17 protein-coding genes and 2 pseudogenes are annotated in these 19,971 nt (G+C 54.3%); 7 read left to right on the top strand and 12 right to left on the bottom strand.

Going from position 1 to position 19,971, the window contains the following annotated elements:
• The first annotated feature begins 128 nt into the window (after nucleotides 1–128).
• Together KRR23_RS21985 and KRR23_RS21980 are read left to right on the top strand one after the other, a co-directional pair.
• A complete protein-coding gene (locus KRR23_RS21985) occupies nucleotides 129–641 on the top strand; it encodes a sigma-70 family RNA polymerase sigma factor (RefSeq protein ID WP_216744229.1) in 513 nt (170 codons plus the stop codon).
• On the top strand, nucleotides 634–1,392 hold the full coding sequence (locus tag KRR23_RS21980; protein ID WP_216744228.1) for an anti-sigma factor: 759 nt from the start codon (nucleotides 634–636) through the stop codon (nucleotides 1,390–1,392). The genes KRR23_RS21985 and KRR23_RS21980 overlap by 8 nt, the downstream gene beginning before the upstream one ends.
• Before the next feature lie 302 nt (nucleotides 1,393–1,694).
• Here KRR23_RS21980 and KRR23_RS21975 read toward each other — a convergent pair whose 3' ends face one another.
• From KRR23_RS21975 to KRR23_RS21955, 5 genes and pseudogenes are all read right to left on the bottom strand, one after another.
• Entirely contained in the window at nucleotides 1,695–2,768 is a 1,074-nt protein-coding gene (locus KRR23_RS21975; protein ID WP_216744227.1) for a lipocalin-like domain-containing protein, read from the bottom strand.
• Nucleotides 2,758–5,235 carry an FtsX-like permease family protein gene (locus KRR23_RS21970; protein ID WP_216744226.1) on the bottom strand — a complete coding sequence of 826 codons (2,478 nt, stop codon included), beginning with the start codon at nucleotides 5,233–5,235 and terminating at the stop codon, nucleotides 2,758–2,760. The genes KRR23_RS21975 and KRR23_RS21970 overlap by 11 nt, the downstream gene beginning before the upstream one ends.
• Nucleotide 5,236: 1 nt before the next feature.
• On the bottom strand, nucleotides 5,237–5,905 hold the full coding sequence (locus KRR23_RS21965; protein ID WP_216744225.1) for an ABC transporter ATP-binding protein: 669 nt from the start codon (nucleotides 5,903–5,905) through the stop codon (nucleotides 5,237–5,239).
• Nucleotides 5,906–6,098: 193 nt separating this feature from the next.
• Nucleotides 6,099–7,577: a S41 family peptidase gene (locus KRR23_RS21960; protein WP_216744224.1), complete on the bottom strand. Its 1,479-nt coding sequence runs from the start codon at nucleotides 7,575–7,577 to the stop codon at nucleotides 6,099–6,101.
• A gap of 70 nt (nucleotides 7,578–7,647) precedes the next feature.
• A pseudogene (locus tag KRR23_RS21955) lies at nucleotides 7,648–7,897 on the bottom strand (sulfatase); the annotation flags it as partial.
• A 648-nt stretch (nucleotides 7,898–8,545) separates the two neighbouring features.
• Between KRR23_RS21955 and KRR23_RS21950 the strand changes: the two are divergent.
• From KRR23_RS21950 to KRR23_RS21930, 5 genes are all read left to right on the top strand, one after another.
• Nucleotides 8,546–8,833 (top strand): hypothetical protein, encoded by a 288-nt coding sequence (locus KRR23_RS21950; protein ID WP_216744223.1) that lies wholly within the window; start codon nucleotides 8,546–8,548, stop codon nucleotides 8,831–8,833.
• A 34-nt stretch (nucleotides 8,834–8,867) separates the two neighbouring features.
• On the top strand, nucleotides 8,868–10,289 hold the full coding sequence (locus KRR23_RS21945) for an undecaprenyl-phosphate glucose phosphotransferase (RefSeq protein WP_216744294.1): 1,422 nt from the start codon (nucleotides 8,868–8,870) through the stop codon (nucleotides 10,287–10,289).
• 360 nt (nucleotides 10,290–10,649) lie between these two features.
• Nucleotides 10,650–11,792, top strand: a complete 1,143-nt coding sequence (locus KRR23_RS21940) for a hypothetical protein (RefSeq protein WP_216744222.1) — start codon at nucleotides 10,650–10,652, stop codon at nucleotides 11,790–11,792.
• Between the two features lie 84 nt (nucleotides 11,793–11,876).
• Entirely contained in the window at nucleotides 11,877–12,983 is a 1,107-nt protein-coding gene (locus tag KRR23_RS21935; protein ID WP_216744293.1) for a glycosyltransferase 61 family protein, read from the top strand.
• 459 nt (nucleotides 12,984–13,442) lie between these two features.
• Nucleotides 13,443–13,943, top strand: a complete 501-nt coding sequence (locus KRR23_RS21930) for a hypothetical protein (protein WP_216744221.1) — start codon at nucleotides 13,443–13,445, stop codon at nucleotides 13,941–13,943.
• Nucleotides 13,944–13,945: 2 nt separating this feature from the next.
• On the opposite strand, the pseudogene KRR23_RS21925 reads toward KRR23_RS21930, so the two are convergent.
• The 7 genes and pseudogenes from KRR23_RS21925 to KRR23_RS21895 form a co-directional block, all read right to left on the bottom strand.
• A pseudogene (locus KRR23_RS21925) lies at nucleotides 13,946–14,077 on the bottom strand (transposase); the annotation flags it as partial.
• Nucleotides 14,076–14,828: a WecB/TagA/CpsF family glycosyltransferase gene (locus tag KRR23_RS21920; protein WP_216744220.1), complete on the bottom strand. Its 753-nt coding sequence runs from the start codon at nucleotides 14,826–14,828 to the stop codon at nucleotides 14,076–14,078. The gene KRR23_RS21920 and the pseudogene KRR23_RS21925, both read right to left, overlap by 2 nt.
• Nucleotides 14,828–16,015 (bottom strand): glycosyltransferase family 2 protein, encoded by a 1,188-nt coding sequence (locus KRR23_RS21915; RefSeq protein ID WP_216744219.1) that lies wholly within the window; start codon nucleotides 16,013–16,015, stop codon nucleotides 14,828–14,830. Before KRR23_RS21915 ends, KRR23_RS21920 begins: the two co-directional genes overlap by 1 nt.
• Nucleotides 16,012–17,214: a glycosyltransferase family 4 protein gene (locus KRR23_RS21910; protein WP_216744218.1), complete on the bottom strand. Its 1,203-nt coding sequence runs from the start codon at nucleotides 17,212–17,214 to the stop codon at nucleotides 16,012–16,014. Before KRR23_RS21910 ends, KRR23_RS21915 begins: the two co-directional genes overlap by 4 nt.
• Nucleotides 17,215–17,460: 246 nt before the next feature.
• Entirely contained in the window at nucleotides 17,461–18,408 is a 948-nt protein-coding gene (locus KRR23_RS21905) for a DUF535 family protein (protein WP_216744217.1), read from the bottom strand.
• Nucleotides 18,409–18,415: 7 nt separating this feature from the next.
• Entirely contained in the window at nucleotides 18,416–19,393 is a 978-nt protein-coding gene (locus KRR23_RS21900) for a glycosyltransferase family 2 protein (RefSeq protein WP_216744216.1), read from the bottom strand.
• Nucleotides 19,394–19,442: 49 nt separating this feature from the next.
• Entirely contained in the window at nucleotides 19,443–19,967 is a 525-nt protein-coding gene (locus KRR23_RS21895; protein ID WP_216744215.1) for a serine O-acetyltransferase, read from the bottom strand.
• Nucleotides 19,968–19,971 lie beyond the last annotated feature (4 nt).

Below are 19,971 nucleotides of genomic sequence, written 5' to 3'. Positions count from 1 at the left end.
TCTACATTGATGAACTGACAGGATGTAAAACCGCGCCGGTCGGGGTTTTATTCCCGGGAGAAAATATTTTTCATTCCGGGAATAAAACACAGCGAATCCGGGTTATAGGGGGCAAAGGCTGGGGCACTATGAAGCGATTTGAGGAGCTGCTTGCACCGCATATGGATGCCGCTTACAACCTCGCGCGCTGGCTCACCGGCAGTGACAGCGCGGCACATGATGTGGTGCAGGAAAGTGCACTCAAGGCGTTTAGATTTCTGCATCGCTTTGCCGATGGCAATGCCAAGGCCTGGTTCCTGACGATCGTCCGCAACGAGAGTTACAACTGGCTGAAGGGCTCGGCCAGCCATCGTTGGGTCGCAATCGGTGATGAAATCTCGCAAGACAACTTTGCCCTGAGCCACAGCCAGACACCGGAACTGCTCGCCATGCAGGCCGAAGACGCCGCACGGGTTCAGCAGGCACTGCGCGCCCTGCCCCCGGCCTTTCGCGAAATGATCGTCCTCAAGGAATTGGAGGACATGCCTTACAAGGACATCGCGAAGGTAGTGGACATACCTCTGGGAACCGTCATGTCGAGACTGGCCCGGGCTCGCGCCATGCTCAAGCTGGAACTACTGAAGTTGCAAGCCCATGAATGAGATCAACTGCACGGTCTGCCACGAATTGATTCATGGCTACCTGGACCATGAACTGGACGCCACGACCACCGCGAACGTTGCCGGGCACCTGTCGCACTGTGCCGACTGCCAACGCGTGCATGACGAAATGCAACGGCTGATCACCAGCGTCAAGACCTATGCGCCGTATTACGCGGCGCCCGATGCGCTGATTCAACAGGTCTTCGTCAATCTCCCGTCACCAACCTCTCCCTGGCAAGCGTTGACAGATGCCACGCGAAAGTGGCTGGCACCGGCTTTTTCCGCGATCGCACTGGCCATGGCCCTGGTGTTATATGTGGCCACGCCTTCGCCTGAGCAACCCTGGCTGGAGGAAGCGGTGTCCAGCCATGTGCGCTCGCTGATGGCTGAGCACCTGAACGATGTCGTGTCGTCCGACCGGCACACGGTCAAGCCCTGGTTTACCGGCAAGCTGGACTTTTCGCCACCGGTGTTCGACTTCTCGGCACAGGGTTTTCCTTTACTCGGCGGGCGCCTGGATTACCTGCAACACCAGACGACCGCTGCGCTGTCTTACGGGCGGGCGAAGCACATCATCAACGTGTTCATGGTGCCGACGACAGAAACCGATCAGCCCCGGAAAAACCAGTTCATCCGCGGTTACAACGTGGTCGCGTGGCAACACAATCACATGCGTTTTATCGTGATATCCGATCTGGAAAAAACCGAACTGGAAGCCTTCAGCCAGTTGCTTGAACAGGGTGCTTTTTAACGAGAGGTGTTACTTGAAGGTTGTCGGTGCGATGAGGCGCAGCATGAAATGTTGTTTATCGCGCCTGGAGGAAGGTGTTCGCCCAGTGTTATGGCCTGGCAATCCATGCACCGGTAAAGAGCCCCGACACTGAGCGAACGGGGGGATTTTAAAGCAACGTAAACGTTCTGTCCGTTGAAAAATTCTGAATTAATCTGGACACCGTATTTCCGCCAAATTGTTTGTAACGAAAAAAAGCGAACCAGTTCGACCACCCTTGATTCCCTGAACAAAAGCGCAAAGATACCGGGCGGCGCTCTGGATCAGTACCCGGTCATTTCCAGATACCCGTTGCCGGCATGGCTGCCGCTCACCTGTACCGGTCCCTCCCAGTAGGGAATGCGCAAATCCATCCAGGCCCGGGGGTTCAAGGCGCTGCTGGTGATGTCCAGGCCTTTGCGCGGAACCTTGATCGACCAGCGTGTCGGTAAACGCCGTCCGGCCACCTCGGAAGACGCCAACGGTATGAGGCTGATCTCGTCTCGCGACAGTCGCACCGCGCTGCCGTCCGGGTTGATCCAGGTGCCAGTCAGGTATGCCACTCCTTCCTTTTGCCGCATCCGATACAGCATCAACTGCGCGCCACCGTCCAGGTGCAGGGAAAACCAGTCCCAACCGGTCTGGTTCGCCGTCAGCGGCTGGCTGCTCCACTCACGGTCGAGCCACGCCGGCCCACTGACCTGATAGGTTTTGCCATCAATTTCCAGGCTACCGCTGGCCTGGAAGAACGGCTGGCTGTAGTAGTACGACGCCTGGCCCTGTTCGGATTTTTGACTGAAGCCTTGCTCGCCTTGCAGCACCAACGGCCGATTTGAGGTGAGTCGCAGCCGATAGTTGAAGCCCTTGCCGCTGGCCTGCATCTGCATCTCGGCCAAGGGGTTCACGGTGTCGGTTTGAGTGCTCAGGCGCCAGTCATCGATCCACGCCGTAAACGGCACGTTCTGAACCCCGGCCTGGCCGACGCCACCGCGGGCATAACGCTCGGCGGCGTGGTGAACGGTCGCCGAAGTCACCGCCGCGTGACCGAGCCAGATGATCTGGCTGGCCCAGCCGGGCTGCTCGGGCCCAGCCTTCAGGGCATTGCGAAACAGCGTCCACTGCACGCCAAATTCCTGGCCCTGCGGGTCCTTGAGGTTGGCGGTGATGTACCACCACTCGACGCGGTAACCGTCATGGGCGCCGTGATCGGCCGGGAAGCTGAATACCCGGCCCGGCGTCACTTGCTGGAACGCATCCGCTTCGCTGCCCAGTCCGGCGAAACTTTCGTTGTGCGTCGATGAGTCATCGCAACCCGTCAATGCCAGCAACAACACGCCAACGGCCCAGTTAATCCTCATGGGCAAAGTTCCTCAGCAGGTCCGCCGGTTGCGTGCGATAGAGCTTGAACAATGGCCAGGCCGAGGCCAGTAACGTGGCCAACATCGCCAGCCCCATCAATTCCACGAGTTGCAACGGGAACACCCGCAACGGCAGGCGCCAGCCAAACGCCTGAACGTTGATCACCGTGTCCAGGCACCAGGCCAATGCCAGTCCCAAGGGTAACGCCACCACCAGCGTGAGCAGTGCCAGCAACCAGGTCTGCCCGAGGTTGAGCAGCATCAATTGTCGGCGCGTCACGCCCAGCGCCCATAACGGCGCCAGTTGCCCGAGGCGGCTCTGACTTTGGGTCAGCAAGCTGACGAACAGCGCCACACCAGCCACGCCGAGGGTCAGGCTGTTGAGCGCCGCAGTCGCCGCGAAGGTCCGTTCGAACACCTGCGTCGACCAACCCTTGAGTCGGGCCTGATCGACGATGCGGCTGTCGTCCAGGGCAAAACGCGATTGCAGCGCCGTCAGCAATGCCGGGATTTGCACCGGATCGATACGCAGGTTGAAGCGACTCGGCGTCAGTTGCGGCCAGTAACGCAACAGGTGTTCGGCGTTGACCAGCAAGTGCCCCTTGGGGTTGCCGTAGTCGGCATAGATTCCGATCAGTTGCGGTGACCATGTGCCTTGTGGTGCCGGAATGCTTAGACGGTCACCGAGCCGCAGCTTGAGTCGGCGGGCCAGTTGTTCGCTGAGCATCACCGTGTCATGCGCCACCAACTGATCCCAGGGGCGTTCACCCAACGCTTCAAGTAACGGCCAATGCTCGCGATAGGTCGGATGGTCGATCACCCCGTAAAGGTCCGCCGGCCAGCCCTCCAATGACACCGCAACCTGCCAGCTCGGCAACACCGCGCTGAGCTTTTGTTCCGGCAGCCACTGCTGCAGTTCTGTGGCTTGCGCCGGGTTCTGCGGGTTGACGTAAAGCTCGGCAGTCAGCCGTTGCTCCAGCCAGTCACTGAACGTCTGGCGAAAACCGGCGGTCATGCTGCCGGCACCGATGTTGGCCGCCAACGCCAACAGCAGCGCCATCAAGGACAGACTCAGGGCCGGCAACTGCTGACGGCAATCGGCGAGAAACCATTGCCCCAGCACCGACCGGCTGCGCCGCACGAGCCGATTCAATACAGCGTCGAGCAGCACCGGCAAACTCAATGCGGCACCGATCAACAACGCGGCCATCAACACAAAACCGCTGGCCAGGCTGTCACTCCACAGCAACGCAATCAGGCCGATCGTCGCAGCGACCGCCGCCACCCAACCCTGACGCCGCAACCAGCGCGCGTGAGCCTGATGCCAGGCTTGCGGGTTGGCCAGCGCCAGCAACGGCAGCTGCGCCGCCCGCAGCAAACTGTTCGCCCCGGCCAGCAGTGCGCCGAGCAGGCTGACTCCGAGCCCGCTGAACCACCACAGCGGGCTGAGGCTCAACTGCCCCGCCACTTCGGCGCCATACAAACCACGCAAGCTGGCGGCAACGTCCGGCAACAGCAGGCTGGCCAACAGGTAACCGCTGACCACTCCGGCCATCCCGCCGAGCAGTGCCAGCCCACCCAACTCAAGGCTCAGGCAGAAGATCAGCCTCCGCACGCTGACCCCACAGGCACGCAAGGTTCTGAACAGTCCACGGCGTTGCTCCAGCGCCAGGCCGATGGCCGCATGGACGATGAACAAGCCGACCACGAACGACAGAAACCCCAGCGCATCAAGATTCAGGTGAAAGCTCTCGGTAAGCCGCGCCAGATTGTTCTCCTCGCCGCTGCGCTTGAGTTGCAACTGACCGGCTAACTCGGCGGGTAACTGAGGCTCGGTGGCGGCGAAATCCCTGGGCAACAACAGGCGCGACAGCTGTACCGGCAAACCCAGCACCTGCTGGGCAACACCGATGTCCACCAGCAACACGCCGGGGGCCATGTCGACCTGGCTGCGCAACGGCGGCAAGGTCTGCCCGTTGAGGTTTTGCGGTTGGTCGCCGTCACGTAAACCGAGCGCCTGCAAGGTTGACGGGGCAATCCAGGTACGGCCTGGCGGGCCGACAAAATCGACCATCTGCGCCATGTCGAGGTGTTGTCCGGCCAGCGCCGAACCGCTGGGCAACGACAACGGTTCGATACCCATCAACTGTAAGCGCAGGTCTTCATGCCCCTTGAGTTGCAGTCGCGCCTGCAACACCGGTGACACCGGCCAACCCGCCCGGCGCAGGTCGACGAACAACGCCTGAGAGAAGGTCGCGCCATTCGGCGCACTGAGGCTGGCCTGGGGTTCACCGCCAATCAGTTGACTGGCGCGGGCGTAACTTTCTCGCGCCTGACTGTTCAGCGCCTGCACCCCGGTCAACAGGCCGGTGGCCAGCCAGAGCCCGGTCAGCACACTGAAAAACTGCACCGGGTGCTGACGCCAATGGCTGAGCAACGCTCGCAAAGTTTCACGCAAAACGTCCATATCAGCGTTGGCCTGCGTCGACCAGGCGTCCACCGTGCAACAGCACTTTTTCTGCCAGCCGTGCGGCGACCCGTGGGCTGTGAGTGACCATCAACAAACTGCTGGGACTGTCATCGAGCAGCTCCAGCAGCAAATCGAGCACCTCGTCGCTGGTGTGCTCATCGAGACTGCCGGTCGGTTCATCGGCCAACAGCAGACGCGGACGCGACGCCAGTGCCCGACCGAGAGCAACCCGTTGCTGCTGACCACCGGACAATTGCTCTGGATAACGTTGGAGTAAATCCCCCAGCCCCAGCCGCGCTACCAGGTGCGCCTGCCAACGCAGGTCATGGCGCCCGGCCAAGCGCGCCTGGAATGCCAGATTGTCCTCGACCCGCAGGCTGCCAATCAGGTTGTACTGCTGGAACACCAGGCCGATTTCAGTGCGCCGCCAATTTGCCAGTTGCCCTTCGCTCATCTGTTCGAGGCGCTGATCGCCCATACGGATGCTGCCGCGATCGACCTTGTCGAGCCCGGCAATCAAGTGCAGCAAGGTGCTCTTGCCACTGCCGGATTCGCCCATCAGCGCCAGACTGCTGCCTTGCGTCAGGTGCAAGTCGACACCTTGCAACACCGCCAATGGACCTTGCGGAGTGGCGTAGCTTTTGAACACGCCGTGCACTTGAAGCATGGGAACGCTCGTTTGACTGGACGTCAGGCCAAGGATAGCGGACAGGCCATGGTTTTTGTTGGTTAACGATTGTCGAGGCGCCTGGAGTGCAATCTGAGCTCAAAGCGGGTCTAGCCATAATGATAAGAAGATCGGTGAATTACTCAGCAGCCTTCCCAGCTTAAGCACGCAGTGCAGTATCGTTTAATAACTGTTAAATCGTATCAAGAACCCATTTTTGCACTGCCGAAGTATCATTGATATCCCCATCAAAAATAAAGTATGGATCATAACTTTGGTTATTTCCTCGCGCTCGGTCTCTCCATACCTTTAGCGGTAACCAGAACTGGGCACCACTGGGCAGTGATTGAGAGCCTATATCAATATACAGCGTGTCGGCGCTCGTTGGTAATCCCAGATGGACAGTCCCCGGAACAGCAAGAACAACGTCCACAAAGTCTAGACAAGCGCTAGCGCAAAATGAGTCAGTCACCAGCGCAAGCTTACCTTTGAAGCCTTGGGCATTAAACCCTTTCAACTTCCCTTGATCTATTGACGAAGTGCTCGGTTGCCGCAACCAATCTTTTTTCTCACGAAGCGCGATCCCCATCGACTCAGTTAAACCAGAAACAAACTTATAGGCTTCACTGTTTTGTCCATAATCACCCTCCATGGACTTTAGAACATGACTGAGCGTTGACAATGCAAAAGGAGAAACACGCCACATCGCATACGCACGAGATTGTTCACCCACACCATTCACAACTGCCGAGCCTAACAGAGCAGAAAGTATTTCAACACCCACTAAACTATTACCACCGCGATTACCACGTGTATCAAGCACAACCAGCTTGGCATCATTGATATTTTTGATGCCGCTTAGCATTTTATCGAGGGAGGTATTTTCAGCTGCTGAAGGTGTGAAATTTGATACGTGTATCCAATAGCGCCCACCTCCCAGGTCTTTTAGAGCCTGTGGCGGTTGAGGCTGCGACATTAAAGGATCCAGCTCCCCGCGCTCTTGCTGCCATAACAAAGTAAAGTGCTGTCGATCTCCATTTGGGAGAGTAACCAGACAGCTGTTTGGCAAGACTCTGCCCAGCACGGGATAGTTGACGTCATCAACCGTCAACTGCGTAGCCAAATGCAACCATGTCGACTGTAATTCAAGTCTACGATCAATATAGGGCGACAGGTCACTTTCCAGTATCTCGCGGACCGACTTATTATCACACGCCACAACCTCGGACCCGATCGGAGGTAAAGGCACGGGCCAGTCTTTAGAGACATGCTTTACTATAAAGCTCTGCCCCTTCATCCCCAAAACAAAACCTGCCCAAGAAGACTTCTCCTGATTTGATTGACTCAGCCCTACGTGACCATCCTGAAAACCAGCAATGTAAAAATTGAGAACGGCTAAAGAATCTTTCTTCGACTTGACCTGCGCCGACAGTTGCCGAGCTTCTAAATACCCCTGTTCAACCCAGCTCGCAAAAGCCTTATTGTTACTGTCTAAAGCGCCTGGATGAGCACTGACGATCAGTTGATGCATAGCAGAAAGGTCATTATTTGTTAACTCCTTCCATTTTTTTGTATCAGCTTCTTCAGCTAGAGCGAAAGAGGGTACAAGAAAAATAGAGCACAGAATTAACCGTACGGTTCTGGAAAAACACACACTGGCAGCAAGACTCATCTTGAAACACCACAAAAAGATAGATTAATGATAGTGTTTCTGTTCACATTTTTCACTACAGCCCACGCTGGGATTCCTTGAGGTTGCTGTGCATGCCAAACCCGGTGTTGATGTCCAGGTAGTTGCCGGACACGCTTTCATCGATGATCAAGACGATGTCGTGACTGGTTGGCACATTCATCCGCGTCAAGCTGACCGGCCCGCACGAACAGCACTGCGCTCAGCAGCATCACGCCGGCCAGCGGCGCCGCTATCAACGCATAGCCTGGCAATGCCAGACGCCGACGCGGCTTGAGGCCAATTCCGAACAACAGCAGCAGTTCCTTCCGGTATCTCGTCATGAGTCCTCTCTCGCTCCTGATCGATATGGCGAGTTAGTGACTGGCCATTTTTTGGCACTAGCAGAACGCACTTAAAGCGCAGGAAATGCCATCTAACGTGCAAAAGCGTCAAAAAACAGATGACTCAAAAATGACACACCTACATCCTGTCAACCCTTGTAACTCAAGCCTTACGACCGTTTATCGCTTTCTTTACAGCGTCTGAAACGCCTCAACCACAGGCAGAGCCGCTGTCTGACGGCACTTGATGGCAGATCGCCTAACTCCTGACCATTTTTCAACATGAGGAACATGTCAGTTTGCTGACATGGTTTGTCCACGCTGGGCTATACCCCGACATAGCAGAAAGCTTCTTTCAGCGCTGAAACGGGAACAGATAATGACTGATCGATCAGAGAGGATCTCCTGGATGAGTGGCGTGCTAGTGAGAGTCGATTGGACGTCCAGGCCGAAGTGAGTCTAGGGCTGGATGATTATGTGATCGCGGATTACCGTCGTGGCAAGACGGATGTGGAGAGCCTGCGAAGCGCCTACTGCTGCAGATAAGCGCTTACAAGATTTTATGAGATTGATTGTGCCACGGCTGGTGGCTCATATTCCGCATTGACCTCCAAGGGGGTGAATTCGATGAAGATGTATTTGAGCAAAGTTGGCAAAGACGCTTGGGTCGCGCTCCTTGCAGTCTGTTCTGCTGGCTTGGCGACCTGCTCCTCGCCGGCTGAGAAGGCCAGCAAGTATTACGAGAAGGGTCTGGCGCTGATGGTTCAGGGCGACTTGCTCAAGGCTCTGGCACCAGGAGAGCTGCCAATGTGGTGCGAATCATCGAAGCTGCGGTGCACCGCAGATGGATCATTCAACGCTGACAAGTTAATTAATAATTATATTTTCATTGCCTTTTTATTGTTTGATAGATAAGCGTTTTGGATTCTCAGTTTAATGAGGTCTAATGATGATATTCGAACCCAGCAGTAGCCGTTCCATACTCCAGCGACGAAGCAGTACCAGTAACGCTATTCAGGCCGGTCTCGATTTTGTTGCTGTGATCGGTGTCGCATGGTATTTGATCGATTATCATATCGGCGTTATAACGCAGGCTTATGTCATCATGCTCCTGTTGCTGATTGGGGCGCTGGCCGTCGTGTACGACCATTATGCTATTTACCGAAGCAATGTTGGATTTACCGTCAAAGCATTTAAGCTTTTAAAGGCGTGGCTTGCCGCTTTTGGCTTTCTCGTTGTCATGGCCTTTCTTACCAAACAAAGTGAACAGTACTCGCGCCTATTGGTTGCGCAGTTATTTATTGTTGGATATTTCGCTCAGTTGCTTTTGCACTTGGCGACACTCGAAGTGCAGAAGAAACTCTTGACCCACCCGAATCAATTGGAAGCCGCTCTTATTATTGGCTCGGGAGAGCTGGCTAGCTTCCTTCACCAAAAAATAAGCAATAATCCCTGGCTGGGTGAACGGGTGGTCGGTTGTGTGTTGATTGAGGCGGGCGATGATCGGGGGAAGCAGGGCTCAGAAAGCACGCAACGTTTGTCGATACTGGGTAATATCTCCGACCTTGATGGGTTAATCGTGCGACATTCCATTCGTACCGTATATTTCGTTACACCTCTGGATGGCTCGGAGGTCATTAAGGATGTTTACTTAAAGCTGCTTGATAAGCACATTGCTATTAATTGGGTGCCTGACATTTTTTCACTGCGCTTGATCAATCACAGCGTTCGTGAAATTGCCGGTATTCCCGTGCTGACCTTGTCTGAAACTCCGCTGATGGGGATGCGCCTGTTTCTGAAGAATTTCGAGGACAAAGTCTTAGCTTTCCTCATCTTGTTTCTTGCGGCTCCATTGCTGGTGGCTATAGCGATTGCCATCAAGGTCGATAGCCCTGGACCGGTGTTCTTTCGACAGGAGCGCATGGGGTGGAGTGGAGTTTTTCGTATCTGGAAGTTCAGAAGCATGGTCGTCCATCAACTGGCAGACGGCATCGTCAAGCAGGCAGAAAAGAATGATCCGCGCATGACCAGGGTTGGAGCCTTTATTCGACGAACTAGCCTGGATGAGCTACCACAGTTGTTCAACGTTTTGATGGGGGAAATGTCCCTGGTGGGGCCCCGCCCGCATGCTATTCAGCATGATGCGCAGTACTCGCCTGGTATCGCAGACTACTTTGCACGTCACAATATCAAGCCAGGCATCACAGGCCTGGCTCAGGTGCGTGGCTTTCGCGGTGAAACGAGAGATATAGAGCAGATGATTCAGCGTGTTGAGTCTGACATTGAGTACATCAACAACTGGTCGCTCTGGCTCGATTTCGTCATTCTTCTGCGAACTCTGTTTGCCTTCACCGGCAAGCGAGCCTATTAGCCAGCCTTGAGACAGACTTTTTCGACGTTAGCGTCGAGACGCATCATGACGGGCTGGCTCCAGAGAGAGATGGGAGCACAGCATCGGGGATCAATTGCCGGTTTTGAATGTGGGGCTCATGGCGCGGTGACGATCGAGAGGAGCTTCAGTGGGCCAAGAACTGAAGCAGTTGGCTATTTTTGCAGCGGCTCCCTTGCAAAACGTCTACCCCGCATCTTTAATAGTTCTAGAGTCGAGGATATTACTGAATATTTCCCCGCTGAATGAGCTTTCCACATCAAATTTGCAAGTATTGCTCGAATTTACCAATTGATATGTTTTCTGGCTTAACCAAAAGGCAAGTTAAAAAGAGTGCCGGAAATGAAAGCGTATTTAGCAGTGCCGATCCGAAAACTCATATCTCCCTCAATACGATTTGAGCTAAGAAAAACTGCAGCCTGGCTGCGAGACATACTTGGGCGAGCCTGTTTCTGGCGCTGGGAGATTGTCAGATTCAAGCTGCGCAAAGACAGTCCTTACGACATCCTCTATGTGGGAAGAAGAGCACAGCGGGAGATGGCCAAGGTTCTCATGGGGGTGGAGTCTCCTGTGGTCGACAGCAAATCGGAATCGGATAAATCGAACCGTACGGTTCTGGTCAGTGAAATGCCAACCTTCGGCGCGTTGTATGTGCCTCACTTTCTGAGTGCTATCGTGCCGCTGGGTCGCTCCATTGACGATATCACGGCGGGATACGATAGTAAGTTACGTCGAAACATACGCAAGAACCAATCGCGCTACCGAATGAAGCAGGCGCTGACGGACGACGAAATTGAAAGAGCCGACAGGGAAATGCTTCAACCCTATGCCATCGCAAGGCATGGCACTGCCGCCTCGCAAATTGCCCCACATGAAGTTTTAAGGATAGCAAAGACTTTCGGCCGGCTCGATCTAATACTGTTGGAAGACGAAATTGTTGCATGCCAACTTGCGTGCGTAATTACTCGGGCCGGAAAGCGCTACTGGAGCATGATACGCGCCGGCTATCCTGAGGCGGTTTTTTCAGATGCCAAAAGGCTGAATGAAGTCAACTCGATCACTACATTTATGGAGCTTGAGTGGGCAATAAACAATGGTTTTGACTATTATGACATCGGTACTTGCCTGGCCCGTCCAGACGACGGACTTCTCGAATGGAAAAGAAGACGTGGCGGTGATGTTGATACGCTGGGTAACCACGCTTATATGTTTGTCCGACTACCCAAGGTGGGTGCAGCCCAACTCCTTTGGAATACACCGTTATTTGCTGTCGAGGGAAAAAAACTGACACTTCATCTTGGCTTGCCGGACGGGCAAAACGATGAGGAAGTGGCGACTCGCTATATTAACATGGGGTTTGGCGGGCTATACAAAATTTATCTCTACTGTGCCAAGAGCCCAAGCGAACTTCTTCTCGACAGGTTACGTAGCCGTTATGCTCATTTGAAGTCCCCGCCCATTGTGGAGAGGATTATATCTACCTGAGCAGCTTTCTGATGTTAAAAAATGCAGTGTAGGCGCTTGCGCCATTTACTGTTTTTTGTAGAGGCGGATGAGAGTGAAGATGATATGTCGGAATTACGCGCATTAACGAGCAGCCACCGGACAACATGGAGCCTTGCTGCATACCGGCATATTGTAAGAGCGCGGGTTATGCGAAAGCCGGCGGAAACCCCGCAAAGTGCAGCGGTGAAAAGCTGGACTATTGCGCCTGGCGAAACATCAATTTCTCCACCGGCTTTTTTCCTGCCCAATCAACTCGAACGTGTGACAGGATGGGAGGAAGAACGCTTTTTTCCTTACGAACACCCCCGTCGTACAATGGAAGGAATCGGCAGCGTTGATCATGGTCCAACACGGGGCCACCTGCTTAAAGATGTCTGGCTGATAGATGGAACACTCTACAAGGGCAACGCAAAATCCTGCTTATCTCCTAGATCTGGCTGGCTTCCAAAAATCTCTGTGGAAACCGAGATGGAGCGCGGGGCGATTTACTGTACCGCAGGTGGAAACCAATGGTTTGGCTCCTGGCTGATGGAAGACTGTGTCACTTACCCATTAGCATGCGACGAAGGAGTTCCGGTGACGACTGCGCCATCCACCGGGTCTCCTCTATTTCCCCAGGCTCCCGAATATGAGGACTGGCTTGGCATAACACCGGTTCGTTTGCGCAATGCGTTTTTTCGTGAGCTCGTGATATTCGATGATCTAAGTCAAAATCGAAATAGGCATTTACGCTTTCGCGCGATGGGTGAAAAATTACTGTCACACGTAAGGTACAGCTCTCACCCCGGAGTATTCATTCTGCGAGGCGGCAACGGTGAATTGCGACTGTTACACAATGAAATGGAACTCGCTGAACGTCTGCATAACCGCAGAGGTTTTCGCATTCTCGATCCTTCGAAAACCGATGTTCCGACCATCGTAGCGACCTGCGCTGGAGCAAAAACCGTGGTGGGGGTCGAGGGGAGTCATCTCGTACATGGTGTCAATGTACTTCAGCCTGGTGGCTCACTGCTGGCTCTGCAGCCCCCGAATCGTTTCATCTGTTATTACAAGTACCTAACGGATCGCGATCACCAGAATTTTGGCTTTGTGGTGGGAACGCCAGAGGGCGATGGCTTTACAATCGACCCCGATGAGGTTGAGCGCACTCTAGACCTATTCCCTTCATGAAGACTTGATCTGAACCACGCTCCTCGTGTCAAGGTCGAGCCCCCATTCCGAGTGATCAAGCGCTAATTTGGGTATCAGCAGCGCACCTTGGATCAAATTTCAATCGACAGGGAGAGTCAGTTTTCCGTAAGCGCTCCAGCATCCGCGGCCGCCCCGTTTCACGTTGAGCGGAAAGGCCAAAGGCGGTGCGGGGCGTGTGTTGCATTTGGTCTTTGAGACCGCCCTGTTGCGGGCGATGCTCAAGCCTGAAGCTATTTCATGCGGATAGAGTCCGCTTGATTGATGACTGACGTGTTTGTTGTGACGTTATTTTGACGAAGCCACACTGATTTTCTATTTATATTTATCGTGACGACGCACTATTGACGCGGCAGCTATGTGCCTACTATGCTCAATTTAACTTGATAAAGATTCCTTCGTCCGACAAAAGAATACTCCTCTGTTCAGGGAGGTGATGTTATGCACCCGACACTTTTTATTAATTCCGTTTTGTTATTGATGCTCCTGAATGGTGCGACTGTTTCTAGTGCTCAGGCGGCCAGTTTGGTCTATAAACCTAGTTGCATGAGCAACTCTGGCAAGGATTTAGGGCCTCAACCAGGCATGCTGATCGAAGAGCGCGCGGGTGGCAACGCCATTGGTTTTCACACCGACTTCTCCGGTGATTCTCACACGCAGAGTATTGCTACCAAGGGCGTGCTTAATAATGGGGTCAACGCTCTCGGCGAGTGGGTCAGCTTCCTTGGGCCGTGCGCCAATGCTTCTTCATTTAACAGTTTAATTGCGGCGCTTGCCAATGGCCAGTTCAGGGTTGGTCGGCATGTCCAGGGTATAGGTCTGGCTGGGACAGCTAATTCTTATATCAATCAACGGAGTGCAGTACCGCTTCCTGCGGCAGCATGGTTATTTTCTTCCGCGTTGTTTGGATTTATCGTGTTTGCCAATCGACGGAAGGTGTAGGTAGTGCTTTCGTACAATGCCTGCCCATGGTCGGATCGCTGTAACCGAACCAGTTCTGCAACAGATGCACGCGCAGCATCGCCATCAACGCAGAGGCCGGACGAACCGCCCTCACCCTTCGGGCAATGTATTTCAGGGCTTCCTTAATGTAGGCGCATCTCTGCAGATCAGCGTGCGCAACAAGAACATTGGGTTACCAAGCACATAGCGACTGAATAACCGCTTTGGCTCACACATCAGCCTGAATACCCACTCACAACCGAGACAACGCACCCATTGCGGAGCCCGAACAACCTTGCCACCGAGAAAATCCAGGATCGCCCCGCCGCACACTATCAGGCATGGCACGCCGCTGGCAGCTAGCCTGGCAGCAACGGCTTCTTGCCTGGGCATGCCCATGCCCAGCACAATCAATTCTGGCTGCAGTTGCTGGGCAAGGTTGATGTAGGCATCCACCTCAGCAAAACCATGGTGAGCAGAAACTACATTTACCGCAAATACCGCTTCGCTACGCTGCACCGCATTCGCTAGAAAGGGCTCTGTAGTGCCCCAAAAAGCCACGCGCCGGCCCTTGAACGCGACCAGTAATTTGGGGATAAAATCCGTGCCATTCATATTTAGCCCCGGCACCAAGCCGAGTCGGCGAAACAGGACAGCCATGCCGGAGCCATCCCGTAGTAACACGTCAGCAGCGGACAGCGCGTTATAGTAATCGGTGTTGCCCGCCACCAAGTTCATGGCAAAGGCATTGACGAATCCAAGTACTGTCGTCGCCTCAGGCTTGGATAAAGCATCAATCAATCCCTGCTCATCAACGAGATCACTGACCACCCTGAGTTTCTGGATAATCGCTTGCCAGTTGTGCTGCCAAGCAAAAGCGCGCATTAATTGTCATCTCGCTTCGAACGCACCCACTCAACTTGGCGCTTAAGTAAAAAGCCTAGATACAGGGGTATTTTTTTCACCGCGTAGAACGGCGCATACAACAAGGCTGAAAAAGATATAATCTCGCGACCAAATTGGCTCCATGCCAGCAAGATAGTCACATTCAATAGTGCCACCCCGGCAGAAGCGATTAATGCTGGAGCCAAAGCTCCACACAGCATAAACACTAACCATGACAGACTAAAAACAGCCCCCAACGCTAAAGTCAATAAGGCCAACGGAGGGACCAATAAATCCAGCGTCATAGCCAGGAGATTCCAGTTACGCCGGCTGATCGACTCTACAAACAACTTTGGCGCATCACCAAGGATTACCCCGAGATGACCATGCTCCCAGCGCGTACGCTGGATACTTAAGCCTTCATCACTGCGCGGAAAATAACTGGTCACCAGGGCATCGGGGCAAAACAGAGGCGGCTTGCCGTTGCGGCAGAAATCGAAGCCCATCTTCAAATCTTCGACGATGTGGCCACTGGCTAAATCGATTAAAGCCAGATCCCGCCAGACGAAAGCCATTCCCGTCCCCATTAACTGGCAGGGCAAACCAAGCCAAGCCCAACCTTGCGGCCGCACCAGATTCTTCACACGCCAGGCAAACTCGGCAAACCGCACTTTTAGCCCGGAACCTGCTGGTGCAAGCATTAAATTAAGTGCCTGCGTTGGCCGTCCTGAGTCGATGCAACACATTGCCAAACGCTCAATGAAGCCTTCACCCACCTGGCAATCAGCATCGACAACGATCACGACATCCGGCGCAACGCTCGCTAAGTGACGCACCCCAAAGTCCAGCGCATAACCCTTGCCACACTGCTGATCATTGCTGCGCTCCACCACCTCGGCGCCCGCCGTGCGGGCCAGCGCGGCCGTGTCGTCAGAACAGTTGTCCGCCACCACCAATAAGCGATCGCCCTCTAGCAACTGCGGCCGAATGGTATTTAACGTCGCGACGATCATCGAGGATTCGTTGTATGCCGGTACCAACACCGCCACCCGCAGCCGCGATCTTTGCGCCGACGAGCGCAACCGCACAGGCAGGCAGGCCAGCAGCACCTGCAAAAACAGCACCAACACCGGCAGGACCATGAGCACCAGCAGTGTGCTGAACAGCCAATCAAGTAAGGTGATCATGCTTGCGCCCTAAACAAAGTAGCCAACTTGGCCGCTTCGGTATCGATATCGTGTCGCTCCAGCACTCTCTGATAAGCCGCCTCGCCCATCCGCTGCAACACCTCGACGGGTTGCGCGAGGCAGTCCGCCAGCACCGCCACCAACTCATCCACAGCTCCAGCGGGAAACAACCAACCGTTCTCACCCTGACGCACTAACTCGGGAATGCCCGCCACATAGGTCGTCAGTACTGGCCGGCGCAAGGCCATGGCCTCCATAATTACCACCGGCAAGCCCTCGGCGAAGCTCGGCAACACCAAGGCCCGCGCCGCAAGAATTTCCGCCCGCACCTGCTCACTGCTAATCCAGCCAGTGATTCGCACCTGCGCCTGCAAGCCATGCAGTGCAATCAGGGCTTCGATTTGCGCACGTATTTCCCCATCGCCGGCCAGTACTATCTCGAACACCACGGCTTGCGCTGCCAGGATACGGGCAGCCTCAAGCAACAACAGTTGGCCCTTCTGCTCACACAAGCGACCCACGCAGACCAATCGCGGTACGGACGGCACGGCAACTGCAGGTACATCGTGAAACGCCCGCTCCAGACCACAATGCACCACCTTTACCCTTGCCCAGTGCGCATGAGCTACCCAGCGAAACAGCTGGCTGCGCCCATAAGAGCTGATAGCCGCGACAAAAGCCGCGCGCCGGACTTTCTCGCCCAAATGAATAAACTGCGGTTTGTCGAACTCTTCCGGGCCGTGCACCGTAAAACTGTACGCTGGCCCGCCGAGTGCATTGGCCAGCATCACCACCTCGGTTGAGTTAGTGCCGAAATGCGCATGCACATGCTCGGCGCCGAACGCCTGCAACCAAAACAGCAGGCGGCATGCCTCGGACAAATAGACCAAATGGTACGGCCAGGGCCGATCGGCATGCCGGCCCATACGTAGCGCCAGCCACAACGCCGAAAAAAAGCGTCGCGGCTGGGCGCGCAGTACCTGCAGCACAGGCACTAACAGCTCTTTGACTCCGCCCTGCAGCACATAGGAAGTTTTACTGCGCTCGGACACGTCCTCGGCATCCACCAACTCGGCATCCCAACCACGCAGAGCAATGCGCTGCACCACAAAGCCCTGGCGCTCTAACGCCAAAATCTCGCGACGAATGAAGCTATGGCTGACCTTGGGGTATTGATTAATCAAATAAGCGATACGCATAGGAACCAGCTTAGATGTCGTCGCAGTGAATTATTACTACAGGTAATTTTACAATAGTACAATTATCAAGAACGTCAACAAGCATCACGGCGTTTATTCCGATCCTTGCATTTTCTCCGAGCAATACCCCACCTGGAATTTTCGCTCCGGCACCTTATATACACTTCGGAACCAATAGTTGAAACAGTGCCGCCTGCCAACCAACCAAGAGTGACTACTGTAGTTTCATGCCGCCAGGCCCGACAGTCAAATATCGACCTGATGAGCGCTTGTGTTAGTTGCACAGCTGCCTATTAACACACTATCTATCCTTGTAGAAATATCATCTAGAAGCTCATAACGCCTGCGGTACATGGCACGTTTTTTAGAAGGAATACAATCAAGCGCTTTTTTGGACAACACCATGGGAATTTCAAAAAAGTCTTCGCGCCCGGACGGAATCGCTCCATGTTCCAACCATATGACATCATAATTAGCCGCTAGGTCTTGAGCTTTTTCAGCCCCAAAATACGGATGACGATGATGACGATATCCATCCCCTATCGCATAAATCTTTTCAACACCAACACTTCTTGCAATATACTTAATGGCTTCAATCAGAAGACTTCTTGGGCGAAGGCCTTCAAAATCTTTTGTCAGTGCTCTATAAATATCCAAAGACCTATCACTCTCTACGCCTTTGTGTATCCCTTGAACGGCACCGATAAAAATACATAACTCAACTTCCGTGCGACACAAGGTGAACGCTATTGATGCAATACGCAAATCACCCTGAAACAAATTCAGCACCAGCTCCCCTTCACGCATAAACCATACCGGACGATCTAGAACCAAGGAACAACCAACAGAGCACTCCGACAAGTCACTCAACATCAAGCTGTCATTTCGTCCCAGAAGTAATAGCTGCGGACAGCTTTTTGTGACGACTTCGTAATGCGAGGCCAACACACCAAGTCTATCCTGAGTTCTCCAGCATCTACTGATGTACGGCCAATGAACAACACCCACACAATCACCTCCCAACTTCTCAAAACCGGTCTTGCCCAGGGCATTCGACATACGCCACAAAAACAACTTTAGCTCGGACCAGTTTTTTCCAACTAAAATCAGTAATACAAGCTTATTTTTCAATGCTCTAAAGGAATACCCTGCATGTAAAGAAAACACGCTTTTTAGTATCAGCCAATCATTCATAGACGTCTCACTTGTATTCGATCAACGCTGTCTTGCCGGCGCCAAATCTGTTCAACAGAAACTTGACTTGCCCGAGCATCTCGGGAAATTTGCTCAGCACCAGAAAGAAGGCCTGCAGCCAGTTTTCGCGCGCTGATCTATCGCACCGGCGAGCCAAGCGCACCACCTGCAGTGGATAGACCAGCAGCAGAAGCAGCCCAAACCATCCCAGCATCAAACTCGCGATCATAGTCGCCAGCGGGACACCCAAGCCCCAGAGCCAGGCCCGGCGCGACTCACGCTGCCAATGTTGCTCCGGTGCGGCCCCATGCAAAAATGCGCCCTCGGCAAAGGCATAGCCACCACGCAGGGTACGCCGCCACCATTGGCCGAAGCGGGTCATGGCCGCATCGTGCAAGGTCATTTCGTCAGCCAGGCGCCAGACTTTCCATCCATTCGCACGCAGACGCACACACAACTCAGGCTCTTCCCCGGCAATAAGATCCGCTCGAAAACCAGACACTGCGGCGAAGGCATCAGCCCGTATCAGCGCATCTCCACCACACGCCTTGGCCTCACCTATCGGGGTATCCCATTCAAGATCACACAATAAGTTGTAAATCGAACGCTGTGGAAAACGTTCGCGGCGCCGTCCACAGACCACCGCAACCTCAGGCTGAGCATCAAGAAAGGCCTGCGCCCGGGGCAGCCAGCCACCGACAACCTCGCAATCACCATCGACAAACTGCACATAACGCATCGCTGGCAATAAACGTTGCACGCAGGCAAATCCTTCATTGCGCGCGCGCGCAGCCGTAAAGGGAATCGACATATCCAACTCAACCACCTCGACCCCAAGCCGTCGTGCCATCTGGACTGAACCATCCGTTGATCCAGAGTCGACATAAATAACCTTCTGCGCCGCACCGCCCAGCGAAGCCAGGCAACGCTCAAGCCGCAGGCCTTCATTGCGACCGATAACAACGACACCGATACCAGTAGCCATTGAGTTCACTCAGCGATGTAAAACTGCTCGATATCGTCCACCGGAGGGTTCATAAGCATTCCCTTGCTTCTGCGCGCTGCCTTTTCTTGATAGTCGCAGGCACGCCCACTGCCACCGAGTCGTCCGGTACATCTGTCAGCACCACGGCATTGGCACCAATCACGACGTTGTTACCAATGCGGATATTGCCCAGCACCTTGGCCCCGGCACCGATATCAACGTTGTTACCCATCACCGGGGCAATCGGCTCATCCACATTCTTGAGCCCCACGACCACGCCATTGCGGATGCGGCAATCATCGCCGAACTGAGCATAACCACTGATCACGATTCCGCCGAAATGATCGATGACGAAGTTGCGCCCGATCACCACCTCACACGGCAGCTCGACACCCGTCACGATCTGCACCAATTTGAAGAGCACTTTGTATATAAAGGAGAGCAACTTACGCAACAATGCAGGGCGCACACCGTAGCGCCAGCGCCCAAAGCGATAAACCAGCATCACCCAGAACCCCTGAGCAGCCCAATCACCAGCGTGTGCACGCAAGTCCGCGCGTATATTTTCGAACATAAGT

The sequence above is a fragment of the Pseudomonas sp. CVAP#3 genome (genome assembly GCF_018986375.1).
GTDB lineage: Bacteria > Pseudomonadota > Gammaproteobacteria > Pseudomonadales > Pseudomonadaceae > Aquipseudomonas > Aquipseudomonas helvetica.
This window is presented reverse-complemented; position numbering and strand designations above follow the sequence as displayed.

Bases quoted from the DNA above. Each gene is read 5' to 3' on its own strand.
- KRR23_RS21985 (WP_216744229.1), top strand. From the start codon at position 129: ATGAAGCGATTTGAGGAGCTGCTTGCACCGCATATGGATGCCGCTTAC.
- KRR23_RS21980 (WP_216744228.1), top strand. From the start codon at position 634: ATGAATGAGATCAACTGCACGGTCTGCCACGAATTGATTCATGGCTAC.
- KRR23_RS21975 (WP_216744227.1), bottom strand. From the start codon at position 2,768: ATGAGGATTAACTGGGCCGTTGGCGTGTTGTTGCTGGCATTGACGGGT.
- KRR23_RS21970 (WP_216744226.1), bottom strand. From the start codon at position 5,235: ATGGACGTTTTGCGTGAAACTTTGCGAGCGTTGCTCAGCCATTGGCGT.
- KRR23_RS21965 (WP_216744225.1), bottom strand. From the start codon at position 5,905: ATGCTTCAAGTGCACGGCGTGTTCAAAAGCTACGCCACTCCGCAAGGT.
- KRR23_RS21960 (WP_216744224.1), bottom strand. From the start codon at position 7,577: ATGAGTCTTGCTGCCAGTGTGTGTTTTTCCAGAACCGTACGGTTAATT.
- KRR23_RS21950 (WP_216744223.1), top strand. From the start codon at position 8,546: ATGAAGATGTATTTGAGCAAAGTTGGCAAAGACGCTTGGGTCGCGCTC.
- KRR23_RS21945 (WP_216744294.1), top strand. From the start codon at position 8,868: ATGATATTCGAACCCAGCAGTAGCCGTTCCATACTCCAGCGACGAAGC.
- KRR23_RS21940 (WP_216744222.1), top strand. From the start codon at position 10,650: ATGAAAGCGTATTTAGCAGTGCCGATCCGAAAACTCATATCTCCCTCA.
- KRR23_RS21935 (WP_216744293.1), top strand. From the start codon at position 11,877: ATGTCGGAATTACGCGCATTAACGAGCAGCCACCGGACAACATGGAGC.
- KRR23_RS21930 (WP_216744221.1), top strand. From the start codon at position 13,443: ATGCACCCGACACTTTTTATTAATTCCGTTTTGTTATTGATGCTCCTG.
- KRR23_RS21920 (WP_216744220.1), bottom strand. From the start codon at position 14,828: ATGCGCGCTTTTGCTTGGCAGCACAACTGGCAAGCGATTATCCAGAAA.
- KRR23_RS21915 (WP_216744219.1), bottom strand. From the start codon at position 16,015: ATGATCACCTTACTTGATTGGCTGTTCAGCACACTGCTGGTGCTCATG.
- KRR23_RS21910 (WP_216744218.1), bottom strand. From the start codon at position 17,214: ATGCGTATCGCTTATTTGATTAATCAATACCCCAAGGTCAGCCATAGC.
- KRR23_RS21905 (WP_216744217.1), bottom strand. From the start codon at position 18,408: ATGAATGATTGGCTGATACTAAAAAGCGTGTTTTCTTTACATGCAGGG.
- KRR23_RS21900 (WP_216744216.1), bottom strand. From the start codon at position 19,393: ATGGCTACTGGTATCGGTGTCGTTGTTATCGGTCGCAATGAAGGCCTG.
- KRR23_RS21895 (WP_216744215.1), bottom strand. From the start codon at position 19,967: ATGTTCGAAAATATACGCGCGGACTTGCGTGCACACGCTGGTGATTGG.